The sequence below is a fragment of the Cytophaga sp. genome, from assembly GCF_051961495.1.
Taxonomy (GTDB): Bacteria; Bacteroidota; Bacteroidia; order Cytophagales; family Cytophagaceae; genus Cytophaga.
The window spans coordinates 1-20,670 of sequence record NZ_JBQCDF010000158.1 but is presented as its reverse complement, the minus strand read 5'-3'; the positions used below and the strand labels follow the sequence as shown (position 1 = coordinate 20,670).

The window sequence follows — 20,670 nt, the reverse complement described above, 5'->3', positions numbered from 1 at the left end:
ATGCAAAGAAAAGCTACCGTAAGATGTATAATTTTACTTTTTAAAAACATATATAAGAAGCGACAGATTTTTAAAGCTGTAAAGATCAGAAAAATGATCCGGTATGCAAAGCCCGTTGGTATTGATGTAACCTGTAAATGAATGGAAAAGCTGCAATATTATTTCAGAATGTTATAATTAATTGAAATCCGTTCATACTAGATTTGTATCACAAAATCAGAGCAGCAGGTTCTGAATATGGGTATTTGAAATAAGATATAGTATACAGGTAAAGGAATATCACAAAACATTCATACTATGCGTTCATCACGCTCATTAGTTTATGTATCGTGCAAGGGGCCGGGCTTGAGACATCCCATACGGATTTGCCGCTTAGTATAACATTACTACAGAGTTGTTATTCCTCCCTGTATACGAACAAATGATAGCGCGTACAAATGATGCGCCAACGGTAGTCTTTCGTTGCGGTGCATTCAGACCCGATGCTTCGGCATGCGGTAATGGGTAAACTGAATAGAAAGATCAGATGAAGAGCTTTCAACCGCTTCCGTTCTTAACGGGGCAGCAGCCGGATTTTACAGGGTCCGGTTGCAGCTCTGAGTATTTAAGTAATTTTTCAATCAGCTAAGTCCGTCGGGGTAATTCCCTGACGGGCTTTTTTATTCTACTTCTGATTTAGTCGAAAGGCTTCCAGGGTTTTCAAAACTTTGGAGATCTCGTTGCTCGTCGATAGACTCGGCCCTTCCGGATTTATAATCCAATGTCGTTTAGTTAAGCCTATAAAATATTCCGCCGCAGCGGAGCAAAAGAACCAAAAGATCAAGACTTCCGCCGCGGCGGATCAAATAGGCTAAAATTTTGGTTCATTCCGCGAACGCAACAAAACGCTGCTCTTCCGGATTTGCAATCCGGAAGCCAGATCATCATGATTTATAATCCATGAGCCTAACCCGTAACATTATGTTATTGAAAATAATTTCTGCAGTTTTTGGTATCCTGTGTCTTGGAGTGATGCAATAATTCACCGCAGCCTGACAGTCTTCTTACGTTTCCCTGCCTTGCGTTCCATCCCTGCCGGATGATATGCGGCATACATCATTTCCTGCAAAGCCTGTTCTTCTTTTTTCATGGCCATGAATGCCTCGTATTGGTTGCTGTATTGCTGGTCAAAGTACAGATCATCCTTGTTGCCGATCTTCACAATGGTGGAAGTGTAGGAGCGGAGCAGGAACTGCTCGTTGAAGTTAACGGCAGGCTGGCCGATTTTTGTTACGGCGGAAACCGCACGCGCATCCTTGCGGAAAATGCGGGTACATTCTTCAAACGGGAAGACAGCCAAAGGTTCCATGATTCCTTTCGAACTTATTTCAGCTGGTATAAAAAGCGTAAGCGCTACCGGAATGAAACGGAACTCAGACAGTTGCTTATCGAAAATGAATTGTTCCGTTAGTTCTATCATGTATAAATCCTGAGGTGTATAAAAAGAGAAACTACAACTGTCTTCCGCAGTACCGATCAGTAATTTTTCCTGTACCTGCTCATAGCTCACCGGTTGGATAGGAGTGGTATAGCTGTAAGCTTTCGCGCCTTGCTGCAGGGCGTCCAGCAGGATAGAGGGCAGCTCGGCGTGGCTTCCAAAGATAACTTTATTACATTCGTTACGCAGATTGATTTCCCGCACGATATAGCGGCTGTAAGTAATATCCTGTTCGCGAACCTGCTGTGCAGCGATCGGGTAAACAGTGTATAGAGCAAGAAGCAGGGACAAGGCAGACTTTTTCATACGACGCGGGTTTGAGGGATAACGCCTGAGCGTGAAGGGATAGTATTTGTATCGGAAAAAGAAATGCTGTTACCTGCTATTTCCTGGGGATTATATTTGATGAAGCTTTGCAGTTATTAAATCAAGCATGGATCACACAATTTGTGTATCTTTGAGTCAATGTCCCACAGCCGCTCTTTCATGGTTTATTTTTATAGGTCCTGCAGCATTGCCTGTCTGTTGTTTTGCTGCATGAGTTTTTTTACCTGCAGTCAACCGGAGAAATCCATTCATATACTTTTTGCAGGAGATATGATGCTTGACCGGGGAACACGTCGTTCCATAGAAAATAACGGCATCGAACATCTCTTTGAACGTACGCGGGATGTATTCAGCAGGCAGGACATTGTACTGGTAAATCTTGAGCAGCCTGTTTGTGATCCTTTGCCCAGGGCGTCAGATAAAAAATATTATTTCCGTGCAAATCCGGAATGGCTTCCATTTATCCGGCAGTCAGGCATTACACATGTTTCTCTTGCCAATAACCATATTGGTGATTTTGGCAGGGCAGGCATAGAACAAACCATGCGTGGATTAAGCCGCAACTCCATCATGTATATTGGAGCTGACAGTGCATTTCAACATCCTTGCCAACCCTTGCTGATAGAACAGAACGGATCGAAAATTGCCCTGTTTTCAAATACCTTCTTATATCAGCAGCAACCTGCCGGATGCTGCAATAAAAACGATGCGGCATTCAGGGAACAGATTGCAGACTTTAAAAAAGAACATCCTGATTTTTGTATCATCCTGTGTTTGCACTGGGGAACAGAAATGCAGGCAATGCCTGCTGAAAATCAGCAGCAGCAGGCCCGGACATTGATTGATGCCGGTGCGGATTTAATTATCGGTCACCACCCTCATGTCGTTCAGCCCATAGAGCTGTATAAAGGAAAATATATCTGCTACAGCCTGGGGAATTTTATTTTCGATACGAATAAATCTCCGGGCAATACAGGCATGTTCGCGTGTTTTGATATTAGCGATAATACAATTACTTTAGCGCAAGTGATTCCATTTAAATTGTCTGACTCCAGACCGCTTATGATGAACGAAACCGATGCCAGGCAATTTCTGGATAATAAACAGATTGGTTTTTAGATCCTTTTATGACGAATATGAAAATCGGAATTTTCTGGATCATATCTTTACTGCTTTTGAATAGCTGTGCTGAGTCCGGACCTTTTGAAAAAGAGGTATACATCAAAGACAATTTTTTTAATGGATTTGTGAAGCTTGAGAAGATGGACCGGATTCAGAAATACAAATTGTCCATCACCGATACCTCTAAGCAATCCATTGATTATATTTATACACCTTATGAAGTTTTTCAGCTGGAAACCGGTGACGTAAACCGTGACGGTAAAACAGATATCTGTCTGGGTATCATTAAACCTACGCCTTTTGATTCCATCTTAAAGAAACGCCTTTTTATTTTTCAGATTGACCGTGGTTATATACGGCCGCTGTGGCTCAGCTCAAGACTTGTAAACCCACTGGAAGAATTTGCTGTGCAGACAGACAGCATGCAGCAGACCATTATTCATACCATGGAGCAGACAGGACCGCAAACATTCTGTACGCGCTTTTATAAATGGGGAACTTTCGGAATGACATATCTTTCTACAGAACAGGATTCAATAAATTATGAACATGCAAAACAACAACTCCATCGTTAGCAGGTTAACCGGCATTTTAAGCAGAACAGGTTTGATTTGTCTGGTGCTTTTTTCTCTTTCCTGTTCGGATGAGAAGGAAGAACAAAAGAAGGCTGCTGCTGAACAGCCCTATAAACTGAATCAGCCGTTGATGACCTTTGCTGCCTACGATGAAGGTTATCCGATCACTACAAAGGATATCGATCCCCAGGCATCTTATAAGACGCCCGATTACCTGGAATACTATAAGGATTACTATGCAGATAAGGTGCAGCCGCCGCCATTTAATTTTGATGTGGATCTTACCGGCAAAACCTTTCAGGAGCTGCGCTTACTGCGTGCTGAAATTCTGGCCAGACATGGGTTCCTGTTTATGGATTATGTGATGCGTTCGCATTTTAATGCAACCAAATGGTATCAGCCTGTTTTCTGGGATGAAAACTTTCAGATCAAATTAAGCGAACAGGAGAAAAAGTTTATTGACAAGGTATTGCGTGCTGAAACGGCTTTATATAAGAACAACTATATTCAGGCCGGAGGCTATAAGAAAGCGAATATGGAGAATGTTGTCAACTGGCAGCAGTTCTCAGACATTCCTGCCGTTGTGAAACAACATCTTACCGCCGATGGTTTTGTGATCAATAAAGCCAGCCATGAACAGCTCTTCCATGTGTACGATCAAAATTATTATGATTACACACCGAGCTTTATAACCACCGATCTGTATCTGCAGGTATTGCACATGCACATCAGCAAAGAAATGCAGGCGCTGGAAGAGCAGAAAATGTACCCCTTGCTGGACGGGCTGCTTACTGCACTGTATGAAGCCTCGAAGAAAGATGCTGCAGCTCCGGCCGTGACAGTGCGGAATGCAGGGGCCTGGAACCAGACCTACTTTGCCGTGGCCCTTACCTTATTGAAAGGGAAGAAATATGCCGTGCCTGCCGGTATGGAAGAAGCATTTGATTTTGAATACACTCACATCAATGATGCTGAAAAGATAGACCGTTCAGATTTTCTGGCTGATTCACTGATGGATTATACCCAGTTTATTCCGCGCGGAAATTATACCCGTACGGATTCGTTGAAACAATATTTTAAATGTGTGAAATGGCTGAACAGCGCCGTGATCTTTCTTGACACGGATGAACACCTGAGCAGCGCAGTATCCATCGGCCGTTACCTTACGGCTTTACAGCCGGCGAAGGAACAGTACCTGCAGTTTTCAAAGGTAATAGGTTTTCTGGCCGGTGATGAAAACAATCTTTCGTTTTATCATGTGCTGAAGGTACTTGAAAAGTATAAGCAGGCGAAACCGGAAGAGCTGCTGGCGCCGGCTACGCTCAGCAGCATACGTAAAGCACTGTATGCCATGGATCCCGCTAAATTCCGTCCTGCAGGCGCCAATGATCGTACCATGGAATTCCTGGCAAGGAAGAAGGTTGTATTCACTGCGGGCCGTTATACCTTTGACGGCGAGATTCTGCAGCGTCTTGTGCATGTACTGAAACCCAAACCCCTGCGCCCGATCCCGAAGGCATTGGATGTGTTTGCTGCCATGGGGAATAAAACAGCAGAGGATATTTTATTGAACACCTATAAGGAAGGCCAGAAGTGGAGCGGTTACCCGGATACACTGGCTGTATTGAAGGATAAATTCAGGAACTACAATAACTGGAATAATTGTGTATACAATAAACAGATGGAAGCGGTGCTGGCTTTGCAGCAGACGGATCCCAAGGCTCCGTATTTCATGCAGCTGCCGGCATGGCAAAAGAAAAACCTGAATACCATGCTGGCTTCCTGGACAGAACTTAAACACGACATGGTGCTGTATATCCAGCAGCCAAGCGGTGCAGAGATGGGCGACGGGGGCGAGGTTCCGCCGCCGCAGAAGCTTAGCTATGTAGAACCCAGCATCACATGCTGGAATACTTGTCTGGAGTTTCTTAATCTGAATGCGGATATGCTGGGAGAAAACGGGATGTTGACAGCAGCGCTGCAGCAGCGCAACAATGCGCTTACCGACCTGGGAACCTTTTTGCTGCGCATCAGTGAACAGGAGCTCAAAGGTCAGAAAATCTCTGCCCAGGATTTCGAAAGACTGTCATTTGTAGGCGGCGAAATAGAGCGGCTAACCCTCGATATCATTGAGTCTACAGAGGTTTCGACCACAACTGTAAATTCTCCGGACAGGTACATGGCCGTGGTAACCGATGTATACACATACAATGATGTGTGTCTGCAGGAAGGTGTCGGAAAGGCCGATGAGATCTATGTTGTCGTGGAAATAAACGGCTTGCTGTACCTAACCCGCGGGGCGGTATTCAGTCAGTATGAGTTTACAGGACCTTCTGCGGATCGCCTCACGGATGAAGCCTGGCAGGAGCAGCTCTTTAAAGATGGCATAGAGCAGAAGCAGGCGGTATGGATGAACGACATCCGCATTGCGGTTCCTGAAATTAAAACTGCTCCGAATTTCAATCTGTATTAGTGTGTTGAGGTAATTGACAACGCTTCATACTGTTGTGATACCATGCGCATACTTGTGTCATGCTATTACCATGCTTGTTCTATGGTACTTCCATACTATGGTCATACTGTGTTCATACATACCTCATACTATGGTGATACTATGCTCATACATACCTCATACTATGTGCATACTATCATCATACTTCACGCATGCTATCCGCATACTTCACTCATACTTACCCCGTACTGCTATGGCTGGATTTCATTAACATAGGTTTACGCAAGCAGCTTGTCTGGCTGTGTGCAGCATCAAAAAGGACGTTGTTACGGCCCGGAAATGAACGCCTTTATCAGATGCGTTTTAAGGCTTTTTTATGTGGTGGAAGAGTAGATTGTGTAGGCTGTGCTGTAAAGTTGCTCTATTATGTCTTAAAATCAATCTGGCGAGGTTGTATCATGTTTCTGCCAATGCCACCTGCTGAGCAGGGCACCTGTTTACAAAATTTACCTGTGGTTTGTATTGATTCCTTTGAAACATGCCTCTACCTAAGCTTTCCCTAGGCTTTCCCCAGGAGGAGACTACAAGGAGGCTACAAGGAGACCATTGAGTGGATAGACTTTTTCCCGGCGCGCTCAGGTTGCCTCTTATTGGCTCATTTCGTTAACATATGTTTACAAAAAGCGGGTATTTGGCGCTGCTTAACATCAAAAATGACAATCTTAACGAAGCACCCTGGGCGCAGATAGGGAGGAGATAGGGAGGAGACCACAGGGAGCCTGGGGAAAGAGGGTGTTTTTGTCCTGTCGATGCTGGGCCAAGTATCCGCTTATGGCCACTTTTGTCGGTTATGTGGCTGGTGGTAGGACAGTTGCTGGTTTGTGTGTTACAGACCAGTGGTCGCTAACCTGTGAAGGGCACAAGCAAATGCTTACGCCAGCGTTGTGGACTTACTGACTACTGTTTACTTTTTACTAACCTTCAGTTCAATCCACACCGGCGCATGGTCGCTGCTTTTCTCCCAGCCGCGGACGTGCTTGTCGACATCGGCTTTTTTAAGTTTGGGCGCCAGCTCCGGACTCAGCAGAAAATGGTCGATGCGGAGTCCGGCGTTGCGCCCGTAAGCATTGCGGAAATAATCCCAGAAGGTGTAGATGCGCTCTTCGGGATGCAGTATGCGGATGGCATCTGTCCAGCCTTGTTTTACCAACTTCTTAAAGGCTGTACGCACTTCCGGCCTGAACAGCGCGTCTTCGGTCCAGCTTTCGGGTTTGTATACATCCAGCTCGGTAGGCATGACGTTGTAATCGCCTACAAGCAGCACGGGCATATCAGCTTCTATTAAATCGGCCGCATGCGCGGTAAGGCGCCTGAACCAGTTGAGTTTGTAGTCAAACTTTGGCCCCGGTGCGGGATTGCCGTTGGGCAGGTACAGACAGCCGATGACGATACCGTTTACAAAGGCTTCGATGTAGCGGCTATGCGTGTCTTCGTCATCGCCCGGCAAGGTACGTCGCAGCTCGCGGATGTCTTTACTGCGGGAAAGGATGGCGACACCGTTCCAGCTTTTCTGTCCGTGCCAGATGGCATGATAACCGATATCAAGCAGGGCCTGCTCCGGAAATTTTTCCTGCGGTGCCTTGAGTTCCTGCAGGCACACGATATCGGGCCTTGCTTCCTCCAGCCAGCGCAGCAGTACGGGAAGCCTGCCATTGACGCCATTTACATTATAGGTTGCTATTTTTATTGTTGGCATGTAATTACTCCTGTTGGCGGTTGAATGTGACGTGTATATATAAGATAGTAAAAAAACGGAAAAGGTGGAAGTGGACAGTAGTCAGTAATCAGTGGACAGTAGACAGTAATCTGTTACTCGGCTATGGACAGAGCAGTTGTTGGTCTGTCCGCCGTGGCGGAGCCACACACACCAGGGTGAGGGAGGTTCGGGATTGTGAGGGAGGTTCGGGAGAACAGCTTGGATAGTGGTCAGTGTCCAATGGCAGGGGGCACAAGCAAATGCTTACGCCTGCTGGACTTAAAAATTAAAATGTATACTTAATCAACGGGTAATATCACACAGAAGCTGGTGCCGGCGCCAGGCTGACTGCTTACACTGATAAGGCCGTGGTGATTGTCGACGATCTTTTTACAGAGGGCAAGGCCAATGCCTGTGCCTTCGTACTTATCCTTTGAATGGAGACGTTTGAAGATGGTGAAGATTTGTTTGGCATGTGCCTGCTCAAAACCAATACCATTGTCTTTAAACACGAGTTCAATATATTTTCCGGTTGGAGTAAGCTCCGCATGCTGCTGTACTTCCGAAAGGGGAAGCTTTCTGCATGAAATCTTCAGCACGGGTTTTTCAACAGAAAACTTGATTGCGTTGTTGATGAGGTTGTAAAACAGCTGGTAGAGCTGCTGTTCAATGCCGTTGATCACCGGCAGCGTTTCTGATTGAATGCTTGCCTGCTTTTCTTCTATGATCAGCTCCATGTCGAGCTTTACATGTTCCAGTACTTTGTGCAGATGGGTCTCTTTAAAAATGTTTGTAGCCGATTGCGAAAGGCGCGAGTAATTCAGTACGTCGCGGATGAGTGTGCTCATGCGCTCTGAAGCAGAATCAATCTTCTGCATATATTTTTTCGCACGTTCTTTATCATCAAAGTTTATTTCCAGCAATTCGGTGAAGCTTCTGATTTTCCGTAAAGGCTCCTGCAGGTCGTGGCTGGCAATATAGGCAAACTGTTCCAGGTCGTGGTTGGACTTATTCAGTTCGGATACTTTTTCTTCCAGCTTTGCCTGGTAATTCAGCAATTGCTTCTGAATGCTTTTCAGCTCCACGTTGTTCTTGAGTGTTTCTTCAACAAGTTTCTGCGCGTTGATGTCAACGAAAAAGCCTGTCCAGCTGGTGATCTGGCCAAGATCGTTTTTAACGGGCAGCAGGGAGATCAGATGCCACAGGGTGGTGTCGTTGTTCTTTTGCTTCAGCCTTGCCTGCGCGCGGAATGGGGACTGGTTGTCCTGTGCTTTTTCCCATTCATCGCGGATGGTTTTATTGTCGCTGGTATGTATCAGGCTGGTCCATTCAATCTTGCCGGTCTGTATTTCCAGTAAAGAAAAATAATCCTTCAACCATTTATTGCCATAGGTAAGATAACCTCCGCCATTAGCGGTAAACATCATCAGCGGCAGTGTTTCCGTAAGGAGTTTGTATTGTGTTTCGCTTTCTTTCAGCTTCTCGGAAACTTCCAGCAACTGGATGTTCTTCTTGCGCAGCTCATCATATGGGGAGAGCGGCAGCTCTTTCCGGAAATAATCAATGAAGGCTTTGATACGCGTATCATTGATCAGTCCGCTGTAATTGATCTTTTGTGTGAGCCGTACTTCGGTAATGTCTTTCTGGCGGTCGATTTTAAGATTGTCTGTAAGCCGCTGTGCATACTTGATAGCTTCGGAATGACGCTTGTCGAAGGTATCATTGGTGGAGAGTATTGCCACAAGTTCCTTGCGGTTGTTGGCCAGCGTATTGATGTACAGGGTAAGACCGGAGCGTATGAATTCATTGCCGATGAGGCAGCGTGAAATTTCTGAAACGGCTGTTGCAAAGGATGTCTGTACGATCACGGACATGCCGCAAAGCTCTGCCAGCTTCATGCTGCGTTTGTGCGAAAGGATCAGGTCCATTTCATTATCCAGATGAATCTTAACAATTTCTATCATACTACTTTTACGATCAGGATTGTCATGTCATCGGTGCGGCGCGCCTGGTCTTTATAGAGGGCTGCCGCCAGCAGCATGGGATCATATTTCAGGATAGCAGGGTAGTGTAAAAGATCCCAGCGGGTCTTGATGCCGTCTGAACATAAAATAAGCTGTTGAAATTTTTCCATCTGGTAAACATTGTTTTCAATGCGACCGGGAATATTCATACCGATGATCCCGTTGTAACTGCTGTAATTTTTGTATTCAAGTCCGCGCTGCAGGCGTGTACTGATGTTGCCGATGCCGCTGATGTGCCATTGTTTGCTGCTGTGGTCCAGTATGCCGATGGTTGCCACAAGCCCCCGTGTTTTTTTTACAACGATGTGCATCTCGCGGATAATATCTGCAGGTGCGGCCTGATTGGTTTTGTTGAATGTTTCAATGGCCTTGTCAACCGCTTCCTTGGCAAACTCACCATGGCCGAGTCCGTCGCCCAGGAATATCAGTGTTTTATCCTTAAGCTCACGTATGGCTGCACCGTCGCCGCAAACCTGTTCTCCGGGTTTGGCAACATTGATGCAGCGTGTCAGTGTGTTTGCCTGCAGTGTTCTGTTGTATTCAACGGATGCATAGCAGCGCGCATATACAATGGTGCCCCAATCGGGCAGAGAGTAGATCTGCGAAAAGTTACTCAGTCGTTGTATGGATCCGATCCCATGACCTAGTGTACTTTTGCTGGAGATCCCGTCTTTCATGGAATGGCCGATATCCTTGATGCCGGGGCCGCTGTCCAGACAGAGGACTTCAAAAACCGGTTCGTCTTCCTCTCTGCTCAGCCGGTAGAGCAGCTCGCCGCGCCCGGCATATTTGAGCAGGTTGGAGATCAGTTCCGATACAATGATATCTATTTCCCCGGTACGCTGCTCGGTAAAATGCGGACGTACTAAATTGTGGATCTCTCTTTTAATAAACGATGCATAACTTCGTTCCTCTATCGTATAGCTTTGAAACAATATGTTATCCATTTTTCCACTTAATTACAGTCACCGTTGTACCCACGCCCACTTCCGATTTTATATCAAATTCATTCATCAGTCTTTTTGTACCGGGCAGACCAAGACCCATGCTTCTGCCTGTTGTGAAACCATCGGTCATGGCTTTGCTGATATCGGGTATGCCAGGTCCTTTATCGGTAAAGGTAAGGCGGATACCTGTATCGCGCGCCCGGCTGATGATTTCAATAGCAACGATTCCACCTTTGGCATACTTCAGCATGTTGCGCACCAGCTCGCTGGCGCCCGTGATCAGCTTGGTCTGGTTGACCAGGCTCATGCCGATCTTTACGGCCTGTTCTTTCACGCGGCTCCTGAACGGAACCACATCCGTTTCACGGATGATGTTGATCGAGTCACTACTCAGGACTATCGGCTTGGTCGTCATCTTCCTGTTGGTTATCTTCCTCAAGAAGAATTTTAGATCTTAATAATTCCATTCCTTTTTCAACATTCAGCGCTGTATATACGCCTTTCAGCGGGAGGCCAAGCTCTACCAGTGTAATGGCAACAGCAGGCTGCATGCCTACTACAACCGTATCGGCATCCATGATCTTGGACATGGTAGCGATATTCCCCAGGATTCTTCCCATGAAGGAATCTATAATGGATACCGAGGAAATATCAATCAACACGCCTTTTGCATTTGTCTTGCTTACCATATTGACCAGATCCGATTCAAGGTTCTCTGCCAGCTGATCATATAAATCTACTTGTATTGTCACCAGAAGAAAGTGACCCATTTTTAAAATAGGTATTTTTTCCATATTCCGTGTATGTATTGGGATGCACTAAGTGCGGGCAATGATTATTTAACAGTTCTTTTCTTATGTACTTCAAGCGCCATCATGTCAAAGGCTGTCTTCAGCGCGCTTGCCAGTGTGGATTTTGTAATGATAGAAGAAAGGTCAATACCCAGATGCACAACCGTCTGGGCAATCTCCGGACGGATGCCGCTGATGATACACTCAGCACCCATCAGGCGGGTAGCGCTTACTGTTTTGATCAAATGCTGGGCTACCAGAGAATCTACTGCCGGTACGCCGGAGATATCCAGGATGGCAATGCTGCTGCTGGTTTCAATGATCTCCTGCAGCAGGCTTTCCATTACTACCTGTGTACGGGAGCTGTCAAGCGTACCAATGATGGGCAGTGCCAGAATACCATCCCATACACGGATCACTGGTGTGGAGATCTGCGTGATCTCATCGGTCTGGCGGAAGATCACATCTTCACGGCCTTTGATGAATGTTTCGAAGGTACTGATGCTGAAACTGTCGAGCAGCTTGTTGATGGCCATGCTTTGTGTATACAGCGTAGCCGGATCCTTAATGTCTTCGCTCAGTACCAGTAATAGTGCTTCTTTCAGCCCATAGATGTAGTTGCCGGTCTCGCGCGGTGAATAGCCTTGCTTGGCGCGTGAAATGGAAATAGCAGAAAGAATATCAACCACCGGGTCAAACTCATGTGCTTCGGGGTTGTTTAAATTTGAATCCGAAAGATTGCCGATGAAGGTGAACAGTAATTCTTCTGACTGGATGCGCAGATCGTCATTGGTAATGAGGTCATCGTTCATGCCATTGACCTCTAACTGCGTGGTGATCCACTTTTCCAGAATGTTTTGCTTTTTTTTCTGGAAAATTTTAATTGCCTCGTTTTTCATTTATGTTGGATTATATTTTTTGTGCGAAGTGGTGGGAAATAAAATTGGTAAGCTCCTTTACCAGGTCGCTGGGTTTGGAAGGCTTGGTGATAAAATCTACGGCGCCCATTTCCATGGTCTCCTTTTTGTCGTGCGGGTCACTTGAGGTTGAAAATATGATCACCGGAATCTGGTGATACTCTGTTCGGCTTTTCAATTTTGCAAGGCATTCACGGCCTGACATACCGGGCATGTTCAGGTCCAGAAAAATACAATCGGGCAGGGGATTATTTTCCAGGTACAGAAATGCGTCGACACCGGATTCAACACCGGCATAACCAATGTTTGTACTAATATCTTCTAAAGCGAACTGAAAGAAATCTCTGTCATCTTCATCATCATCAATTAAAAGGATCTGTATCTCAAAGGGCATGCTTTTTTTAGGAATGGTGGTTGGAAAATTGCTCTTATTGAATATACTTCAAAATTTTGAATAAACCTAAACAATAGATTTTAATGTTGATGATATAAAGATGTTATAACAATTGTTAAAGTCAGTAAACAGTGGGCAGCAAATAGTGGCCGGTAGACAGTAGACAGTAATCAGTTACTTGGCTGTGGGTAGATCGGCTGTTGGTCTGTCCGCCGTGGCGGTGCCACAGACAGGTTGTGTGCTGGGTGAGGGCAGGGCTGTGTAAGAGGCACAAGCAAATGCTTGCGCCAGCTGGTATCTGACTGTTTGATAAAAAAAACTGCCTCGTCAGACACAGGCTGACGAGGCAGGAAATAGAAATTGTTGGAGAAGCAAAATAAGCGCATGCTTACACCAGTGCTCACAATTTATTGTTTATGGAACATCAAGGCTTTCCCATTCTCAACAACCACTAGCGACAAGGTTTTATCTGTAACATCCATGATTTCATACTGGCAATAAGTTTCATCAGTATCACCAATTTTAAAGCCTATATATACACCTGCCATTGTAGCAGCTGTATTTTCAGAAGTGCCGCATTGATTAAGCAATACGTATTCTGAAAAATCCCGCTGGCTGCCTGATTTTTCTACAAACATGTTCTGTTCAAATTCAAGAGAATAATTTTTATCTGCTTCTGATATCCATTTTCCCTGCAGCTTTGCATATTCAGGGAATGTTGTATTCGTTTGTGAAGGTTGCTGTACGTCTTGCTTATTTTTTGTTGCATCGGTTTTTGTTTGTATACCGTTGCATGCTGAAAGAAGAAAGCATAATAGAATGATTCTGTGCATAGTCGCTTGTTGTTCTACTAAAATAAAGAAGTGTTTCTGAGATAATATTGTTTTCTTAAAACATATTACTAAAACGTAGAACTTATTACTTTCCGATACAGAACTTACTGAAAATATTATCAAGCAGGTCATCGGTAGAGATGTCGCCTGTAATCTCGCCTAAGTGGAATAAGGACTGGCGGATGTCCTGCGCCAGCAAGTCGCCGGGAACCTGGTTGTCCATGCCTGTAAGCACCTCGTCTAAAGCCTTGCGTGTTTCGCGTAAGCTCTCGTAGTGACGCATGTTGGTTACCAGCGTATCGTTCTGTTTGAAGGAATCGTACTGGATGATCTCGAGCAGATTTTGTTTCAGTTCTTCAATGCCGATTTTTTGCTTGGCAGAGATATAAATGATGCCGTCGATGTTACGGAAAGTAGTGATGACTGCATCTTCACGTTTGTCAATCTTATTACCGACCACCAGATACGGTGCCTGCAGTGTTTTCAGTTCTTCCAGGTCACGGATCAGTTCACGCTCAGAGGTAGACTTCACATCAAAGAGATAAATCACCAGACTGGCCTGGGCCATTTTCTCACGCGTGCGTTTCACACCCATGGCCTCAATGGTATCCGTTGCCTCACGCAAACCGGCAGTATCAATAAAGCGGAAGGTGATGCCTTCTACATTCAGTTCATCTTCGATGAAATCACGTGTAGTACCTGCAATCTCCGAAACGATCGCTTTCTCTTCATTTAATAAAGTATTCAGCAGGGTAGACTTGCCGGCGTTAGGCTTGCCAATGATTACGGTAGGGACGCCGTTCTTGATCACATTTCCTAAAGAGAAAGAATGGATCAAACGATCGATTACACGTTTGATCTCATTGATCAGTTTGCGGAGTTGGGTGCGGTCTGCAAATTCAACATCCTCTTCGCTGAAGTCCAGCTCCAGCTCAACCATGGATGCAAAGTGGATCAGCTGTTCGCGCAGCTTGCGGATCTCGTCGGAAAAGCCGCCACGCATCTGCTGCAAGGCCACCTGGTGTGAAGCCAGGGAATCTGAAGCGATCAGGTCGGCTACAGCTTCTGCCTGTGCCAGGTCAAACCTGCCGTTTAAAAATGCACGCATGGTAAACTCGCCGGGCTTTGCATGGCGGGCTCCGTTGCGCAATAAGAGCTGAATGATTTCCTTGATGATGAAAGAAGAACCGTGGCAGGAAATTTCAATCACATCTTCCCTGGTAAAAGACTTCGGCCCTTTGAATACCGTCACAACAACTTCATCCAGTACACGCCCTTCGTCTTCAATATTACCTACATGTACCGTATGTGTAGGAACCTGCGCAATGTTTTTAGAAGGAAATACTTTTGATGTGATCTCAAATGCTTTTGGTCCGGAAAGGCGTATCACACCAATAGCGCCGACGCCCTGCGGACTCGCAAGCGCTACGATGGTATCCGTATGATTTGTGATGGGTTCGGTATTCAATGTTTATTCAACAGTTTCGGTGAAGTTTGTCTTATAATCTTCCCAGGTTGTAGTTTTATATTGATTTTCACCGATGTAGTGAATGATGCGGTTGAAATCATTGGGCGCCTGGTAGCCGGGTAGTGGCTGCAGCAGGGTTTCATCTGCTTCCAGGTAAACCGTAGTAGGATATGAGTTTACATGGAAGATCTGAGCTGCCAGCGCACCGTTGGTCATGGCTTTGCCCTTGTAGTGTGCAGAATCTGCTTTCTCCGGATTCAGTTTTACAGAATAGAATTTTTTATTCAGGTAGGCAGCAATTTTGGGATTGCTGAACGTATTCTTGTCCATGTGTTTGCACCAGCCACACCAGTCGGTGTACACATCAATGAAGATCGGTTTTGGATTTTTTTTGCTCAGCGCAACTGCCTGGTCGTAGGTCAGCCATTTAACTTCTTCAGCCGTTGAGGAGGTTTTTTCTTTTTCAGCTGGAAGAAAGATAAAACCAGCACACGCAATAACAGCAGCGAATGCTATTAATAGAGATACTTTTGATTTCATATATAGTAAAAGTATTTCTTTTTATAAAAAGTTCCTAGCTAAAACGCGAAATCATCTTACTTAGTCATTTCTTCCGGCTGAATAAGAGAAGGTGGACGCTTGATCTGTTTGGATACAAGGTGCAGGATGAAGCATACGGCAAAGATGAAGCCCGATGCGGCGGCCATGGCACCTGAAATGGAAACATCAAGCGCAGCAGCAGCATAATATCCGCTTACAGAAGATATTATTCCAAATACCACTGCCCAGAATAATGTTTTAGGCAAGGAGTCAGTAATGAGATAAGCAGCAGATGCCGGTACAACCAGAAACGCTACCACCAGTATGGCTCCCACAGATTCAAAGGATGCCACTGTGGTGAACGATACCATAGACATCAGCAGGTAATTCCATAACACGGTGCTCATACCGATAGACGTTGCATAAGGCGCGTCGAAGGTGGTGATCACCCATTCCTTGTAAAAGAAGAAGATGATACAGGTGATCAGCAGCAATACAATCGCGAGCATGACAATTGCTTTGGGGACCTCAAGCGAACCTATGGCAATGGTATTCAAGGGGACATAAGCGATCTCTCCATACAGCACGCACTCCTGGTCGAGATCAATATTTTTCGCGAAATAAGAGATCATCAATACGCCGAGCGCGAATAAAAAAGTAAATGTTACACCGATGGAAGCATCTTCCTGCAGTTTGGTTTTTTTATGCAGCCATTCAATCACAAGCGTGGTGATAATACCCATCACACCGGCACCGATCAGCATCCAGATGGAATCACGGCTGCCGGTAATGAAGAATGAAAGAACAATCCCAGGCAATACCGCATGAGAGATGGCATCGCCAACCATGGCCATTTTGCGCAGTACCAGAAAGGTGCCTAAGATGCTGCAGGAAACAGCAACGAGCATGCCGGTAAGTATGATGTATAAAGCGTTCATATGTGTATGCTTAATGCGGAAGGCTCAAGGCCTAAAGCTTTTTTTGTTAAGAGTTTAAAGCGAAATGTTTATTGTTCTTAGATATCCATGTGAATTAAAGAAACGATTTCAGCCTTAAGCTTTTCGCCTTAGGCATTAAGCCTGCGGCTTATCTCGGTATCTTTGACGCATGCGGATCTTCCTGCGGGAAGTTCAGGCTTTTCTCCAGTCGTGCTTCGAGTTCAGGTGTTAAGATATGTTCAATGGTTTCGGCATCGTCGTGTACATGGTCGGAAGCCAGTAACAGATTTTTGGATAGATACATTTCCCACAGGCGATGCAGGCGTACAATACGTTTGCCGCGTTCGATACCTTCCGGCGTCAATGCCCAGCCGGCATGGCTATGCTCCAGATAACCTTCGAACCTTAACCGGTAAAGAGCGGGATATACCTGCCAATGCGGTAACCGACGCTTCGTGAGCAGGTTGTTCAGCGAATGGGTATCATGGAATCTGTTTTCCTGTTCACCCAGTTGGTACAGTGCTTTTAAGATGTTCTCTTTCAGAATTAGTGATTTATGCTTGAATGTGCGGTACATACCGTAGATGAGTCCTTTCTTCGGCGCGAACAGGATGGATGCAAAAGCAAAGATGGAAATAATCAGTACAATCCATGGACCTGTAGGCATGGATGGATAGCGGTAGGAGATATAGGCACCCGCAACTGCAGCAAGGCTGTTAAACAACACCGCTAATAATAACAGCCGCTTCAGGTTGTCTGTCCAGTAACGTGCCGCAACAGCCGGTGTGATCAGCATGGCTGACATCAATACTACACCAACGGATTGAATGCCGGTAACAATGGCAATAACGGTCAGCGTTGTTAAAACCAGCTGCAGCTTGCGCACCGGTATGCCGATACTTGCTGCATAAGCCGTGTCAAAACTGATCAGTGTGAATTCTTTCAGGAAGAAAGCTGTAACAGCAATCACTACAATGCTGATGATGCCGTAAGTAATAAGATCTTCTTCCAGCAAGGCGGCAGCCTTACCGAACAGGAAGCTGTCAAGGCCGCTTTGCGCGCCGCTTCCGGTATGCTGGATATAAGTAAGGAGAATAATGCCAATGGCAAAGAAGACTGACAATACCACGGCAATCGCAGTATCCTGTTTCAGTTTCGAATGATGTGAAATAAGATCTACCAGATAAAGCGAAAGCCAGCCGGTGATAAACGCACCGGGTAATAAGACCCACAGGGATTTGGTCTGGAAAACAATAAACGCCATGCAGATGCCTGGAAGAATAGAATGTGCAACCGCATCTCCGGAAAGACTTTTCTTCTGCAGGAATGCAAAGCTACCCACTACCGAAGCGGAAAGATTCAGCAGGATGGTGCCGATCACAACGGTACGTACGTTGGGGTCTTCAAGAAGAAGGAAGCGGATTAGTTCGTTCATTCGTAAAGCTTAATGCAAAAGGCTTAAAGCCTAAAGCTTCTATGTTTGTTATTTTATGCTTAAGACAAAAAGCAACAATGCTTCATGCTTAATATTTAAATGATACTGTGGACTCAAGCAAGCTTTAGGCTTTAGGCCTTCGGCTTTATTCGCGGTTCGGAAACTGCTCGTTATGCAGCAGGTCGCCTACGCTGGATAAGATGTTGAGCTTGCCGCCGTAGGTTTTCTGAAGCAGTTCTTTGGTAAATACTTTTGATGTTGGTCCGCTGGCAACAAGACGCGTATTCAGTAACAGAATCCAATCGAAATATTCATCTGCCGAATTCAGGTCGTGATGCACTACAATAATGGTTTTTCCTTTTGCTGTCATCTCCTTTAACAAAGCAATGATCGTTTTTTCAGTAGAGGCGTCCACACCTGCGAATGGTTCATCCATGAAATACAGGTCTGCATCCTGTGCCAGCGCCCGTGCCAGGAACACCCGTTGCTGTTGTCCGCCGGAAAGCTGAGAGATTTGTCTGTGTGCAAAAGCTTCCATGCCTACTTTACGCAGGCATTCAACAGCAACTTCTTTATCTGCTTCGCGCAGCGAACGGAAAATACCGACATGACCGTAGCGGCCCATCAGTACTACATCCAGCGCAGAAGCAGGGAAATCCCAGTCGACCGACTCACGTTGTGGTACATAGCTTACTTTTTTGCGTACGTTTTCCAAATCCTGATCGAATAATTTTATATAACCGCTGGCTTTGGGAATCAACCCCATGGCTGTTTTGATCAGCGTTGATTTACCAGCGCCATTGGGTCCGATGATACCCGCTAATATTCCTTTCGGCAAGGTCAGGTCAATGTTCCATAAGACAGGTCGTTTTGAATAACTTACGGTTAAGTCGTGTATTTCAAGCACGGGATTTACAACATGTTCAATCATAGATGGGAATTATTTTAATGCTGTAACAATTGAATGAACGTTTTTTCGCACCATACCTGTGTAAGTACCTTCCGGCGTTCCGGCTTCGCCCATCGCATCAGAGTATAAGGAACCACCGATTGAGATGGCATAGCCTTTCTGACGGCAACCATCCAAGACTGCACGGATGGATTGATCAGACACAGATGTTTCGGTGAATACCGATTTTATTTTGCGTTCGGTAATCAGGTTTACAAGACTGGTAACATTATTCAGACCGAAATCAGAAACAGTTGAGATGCCTTGCAAACCAATTACTTCAGTATGGTATGCCAATCCAAAGTAGCCGAATGCATCATGTGCTGTGATCAGCACCCGCTGGTTCTCAGGAATAGCAGCCATTTGCGCACTTACTTCCGCATGCAGACTATCCAGCTGTGCCAGGTAAGCAGTTTTGTTTGTTTGTATAATACCAGCCAGCTGCGGGTATCTGGACGATAGGGTAACGGCCATTGCTGTCACGGCTTCTTTCCATAATGCAACATCAAACCAGATATGCGGATCATAAATGCCTGCATCTTTATCCAGTAATCGTAATTTACTTTTCGGAAGTCCGTCGCCCATGGCAATAACAATTTTCTTTGCCGCCAGTTTTTCCAGGATCTCGGTCATCTTGCCTTCCAGATGGATACCATTATATATAATAATGTCAGCTTTCTGAAGTCGGTCCAGGTCGCCTTGTGTTGCTTTATATAAATGCGGATCCACACCGGGGCCCATCAGTGCTGTTACTTCCGCACGATCGCCAACCAGGTTACGCACGGCATCCGCGATCATACCTGTTGTTGTTACAATCACAGGTTTGCCGGATGTTTTTTCAGCTGGTGTACTGCTGCCTGAACAGGCATAAAGAGACAAGAGCGAACAGATGTAAAAGATGTATTTCATATAGGGGTAAGTGTTTATTCTATTCGGTTACATATAGATTTTTTGCGACCTCAAAGGAGATCACTAGTTTTTTATCGTCCTGCAATGCTATTTCCAGGGAGCCATCGAATGCAATCCGTTCTTTGATGCAGATCCTGGCACCCGGACAAATATTCAAACGATCAAGGTATTGAAGGAATGCAGGGGAGGTTTCAAGCATGCCCACAACGATACCTTTAAAACCAACTGCCATATCAGACAGGATATGTTTTTTACGCAGCACGAATTCACCTTTCTGGTCAGGGATCGGATCACCATGTGGATCAAATGCAGGATTACCCAGAAATTCATCCAGACGGGTAATCAGTACGGATGATTGTATATGCTCAAGCTGTTCGGCAATTTCATGTACTTCGTCCCAGTGAAACTTCAGTTTATCCACCAGAAATACTTCCCACAACCGATGTTTGCGGATAATCTGCAGCGCTTCTTTTCTGCCTTTTTTAGTCAGGGTTACACCCTGGTACTTTACATAATTGACAAAGGATTTGTCCGAAAGCTTCTTGAGCATATCGGTAACAGAAGCAGGTTTTGTCTTTAATACTTCAGAAATACCATTGGTGCTGACATCTCTGTTCTCATCACCGGAAAGGTGATAAATGGCTTTGATGTAGTTTTCTTCTGTATAAGTAAGCATCTGTAAATATTTTTCGCTTATAAAAATAATATTTTAGAATACTCTAAAAAAATATTTCGGCGAATTTATTTTAGAGGAATTTAAGATTGGACTTTTTTAATATAACAAGAAGGAATTTAAACGGGAAGATTGAAGACGAG

At 45.3% G+C, this 20,670-nt stretch carries 19 protein-coding genes; 3 read left to right on the top strand and 16 right to left on the bottom strand.

Annotation, left to right across the window (positions count from 1 at the left end; translation table 11 throughout):
- Nucleotides 1-1,021 precede the first annotated feature (1,021 nt).
- A complete protein-coding gene (locus ACTHJT_RS08245; protein ID WP_440237532.1) occupies nucleotides 1,022-1,783 on the bottom strand; it encodes a hypothetical protein in 762 nt (253 codons plus the stop codon).
- A gap of 231 nt (nucleotides 1,784-2,014) precedes the next feature.
- Between ACTHJT_RS08245 and ACTHJT_RS08240 the strand changes: the two genes are divergently transcribed.
- Genes ACTHJT_RS08240 through ACTHJT_RS08230 form a run of 3 tightly spaced genes read left to right on the top strand, consistent with a single transcriptional unit; the run spans nucleotide 2,015 to nucleotide 5,974 of the window.
- Nucleotides 2,015-2,923 carry a CapA family protein gene (locus ACTHJT_RS08240; RefSeq protein ID WP_440237530.1) on the top strand — a complete coding sequence of 303 codons (909 nt, stop codon included), beginning with the start codon at nucleotides 2,015-2,017 and terminating at the stop codon, nucleotides 2,921-2,923.
- Between the two features lie 17 nt (nucleotides 2,924-2,940).
- A complete protein-coding gene (locus ACTHJT_RS08235) occupies nucleotides 2,941-3,501 on the top strand; it encodes a hypothetical protein (protein WP_440237529.1) in 561 nt (186 codons plus the stop codon).
- A complete protein-coding gene (locus ACTHJT_RS08230) occupies nucleotides 3,476-5,974 on the top strand; it encodes a DUF3160 domain-containing protein (RefSeq protein ID WP_440237527.1) in 2,499 nt (832 codons plus the stop codon). The genes ACTHJT_RS08235 and ACTHJT_RS08230 overlap by 26 nt, the downstream gene beginning before the upstream one ends.
- A gap of 943 nt (nucleotides 5,975-6,917) precedes the next feature.
- Here ACTHJT_RS08230 and xth read toward each other — a convergent pair.
- The 15 genes from xth to ACTHJT_RS08155 all read right to left on the bottom strand — a co-directional run bounded on the left by xth (nucleotide 6,918) and on the right by ACTHJT_RS08155 (nucleotide 20,530).
- Nucleotides 6,918-7,709 carry an exodeoxyribonuclease III gene (xth, locus tag ACTHJT_RS08225; protein ID WP_440237525.1) on the bottom strand — a complete coding sequence of 264 codons (792 nt, stop codon included), beginning with the start codon at nucleotides 7,707-7,709 and terminating at the stop codon, nucleotides 6,918-6,920.
- Between the two features lie 299 nt (nucleotides 7,710-8,008).
- Entirely contained in the window at nucleotides 8,009-9,673 is a 1,665-nt protein-coding gene (locus tag ACTHJT_RS08220) for an ATP-binding protein (RefSeq protein ID WP_440237523.1), read from the bottom strand.
- The gene (locus tag ACTHJT_RS08215; protein ID WP_440237522.1) at nucleotides 9,670-10,680 is read right to left on the bottom strand and encodes a SpoIIE family protein phosphatase; all 1,011 of its coding nucleotides are present in this window, start codon (nucleotides 10,678-10,680) and stop codon (nucleotides 9,670-9,672) included. The genes ACTHJT_RS08220 and ACTHJT_RS08215 overlap by 4 nt, the downstream gene beginning before the upstream one ends.
- On the bottom strand, nucleotides 10,673-11,095 hold the full coding sequence (locus tag ACTHJT_RS08210) for an anti-sigma regulatory factor (protein ID WP_440237521.1): 423 nt from the start codon (nucleotides 11,093-11,095) through the stop codon (nucleotides 10,673-10,675). Before ACTHJT_RS08210 ends, ACTHJT_RS08215 begins: the two co-directional genes overlap by 8 nt.
- Nucleotides 11,067-11,474 carry an STAS domain-containing protein gene (locus ACTHJT_RS08205; protein ID WP_440237520.1) on the bottom strand — a complete coding sequence of 136 codons (408 nt, stop codon included), beginning with the start codon at nucleotides 11,472-11,474 and terminating at the stop codon, nucleotides 11,067-11,069. Before ACTHJT_RS08205 ends, ACTHJT_RS08210 begins: the two co-directional genes overlap by 29 nt.
- 41 nt (nucleotides 11,475-11,515) lie before the next feature.
- The gene (locus tag ACTHJT_RS08200; RefSeq protein ID WP_440237519.1) at nucleotides 11,516-12,370 is read right to left on the bottom strand and encodes an STAS domain-containing protein; all 855 of its coding nucleotides are present in this window, start codon (nucleotides 12,368-12,370) and stop codon (nucleotides 11,516-11,518) included.
- A 10-nt stretch (nucleotides 12,371-12,380) separates the two neighbouring features.
- Nucleotides 12,381-12,782, bottom strand: a complete 402-nt coding sequence (locus ACTHJT_RS08195) for a response regulator (protein ID WP_440237518.1) — start codon at nucleotides 12,780-12,782, stop codon at nucleotides 12,381-12,383.
- A gap of 407 nt (nucleotides 12,783-13,189) precedes the next feature.
- Nucleotides 13,190-13,615 carry a hypothetical protein gene (locus tag ACTHJT_RS08190; protein ID WP_440237517.1) on the bottom strand — a complete coding sequence of 142 codons (426 nt, stop codon included), beginning with the start codon at nucleotides 13,613-13,615 and terminating at the stop codon, nucleotides 13,190-13,192.
- 85 nt (nucleotides 13,616-13,700) lie between these two features.
- Nucleotides 13,701-15,083 (bottom strand): tRNA uridine-5-carboxymethylaminomethyl(34) synthesis GTPase MnmE, encoded by a 1,383-nt coding sequence (gene mnmE, locus ACTHJT_RS08185; protein WP_440237516.1) that lies wholly within the window; start codon nucleotides 15,081-15,083, stop codon nucleotides 13,701-13,703.
- Between the two features lie 3 nt (nucleotides 15,084-15,086).
- Complete coding sequence (locus ACTHJT_RS08180) at nucleotides 15,087-15,623, bottom strand: thioredoxin family protein (RefSeq protein ID WP_440237515.1); 537 nt, start codon at nucleotides 15,621-15,623, stop codon at nucleotides 15,087-15,089.
- Nucleotides 15,624-15,679: 56 nt separating this feature from the next.
- On the bottom strand, nucleotides 15,680-16,561 hold the full coding sequence (locus tag ACTHJT_RS08175; protein ID WP_440237514.1) for a metal ABC transporter permease: 882 nt from the start codon (nucleotides 16,559-16,561) through the stop codon (nucleotides 15,680-15,682).
- A gap of 148 nt (nucleotides 16,562-16,709) precedes the next feature.
- Nucleotides 16,710-17,996, bottom strand: a complete 1,287-nt coding sequence (locus tag ACTHJT_RS08170) for a metal ABC transporter permease (protein ID WP_440237513.1) — start codon at nucleotides 17,994-17,996, stop codon at nucleotides 16,710-16,712.
- 145 nt (nucleotides 17,997-18,141) lie between these two features.
- Nucleotides 18,142-18,927, bottom strand: a complete 786-nt coding sequence (locus ACTHJT_RS08165) for a metal ABC transporter ATP-binding protein (protein ID WP_440237512.1) — start codon at nucleotides 18,925-18,927, stop codon at nucleotides 18,142-18,144.
- A gap of 9 nt (nucleotides 18,928-18,936) precedes the next feature.
- On the bottom strand, nucleotides 18,937-19,854 hold the full coding sequence (locus tag ACTHJT_RS08160; RefSeq protein ID WP_440237511.1) for a metal ABC transporter solute-binding protein, Zn/Mn family: 918 nt from the start codon (nucleotides 19,852-19,854) through the stop codon (nucleotides 18,937-18,939).
- Between the two features lie 19 nt (nucleotides 19,855-19,873).
- Entirely contained in the window at nucleotides 19,874-20,530 is a 657-nt protein-coding gene (locus ACTHJT_RS08155; RefSeq protein WP_440237510.1) for a metal-dependent transcriptional regulator, read from the bottom strand.
- Nucleotides 20,531-20,670 lie beyond the last annotated feature (140 nt).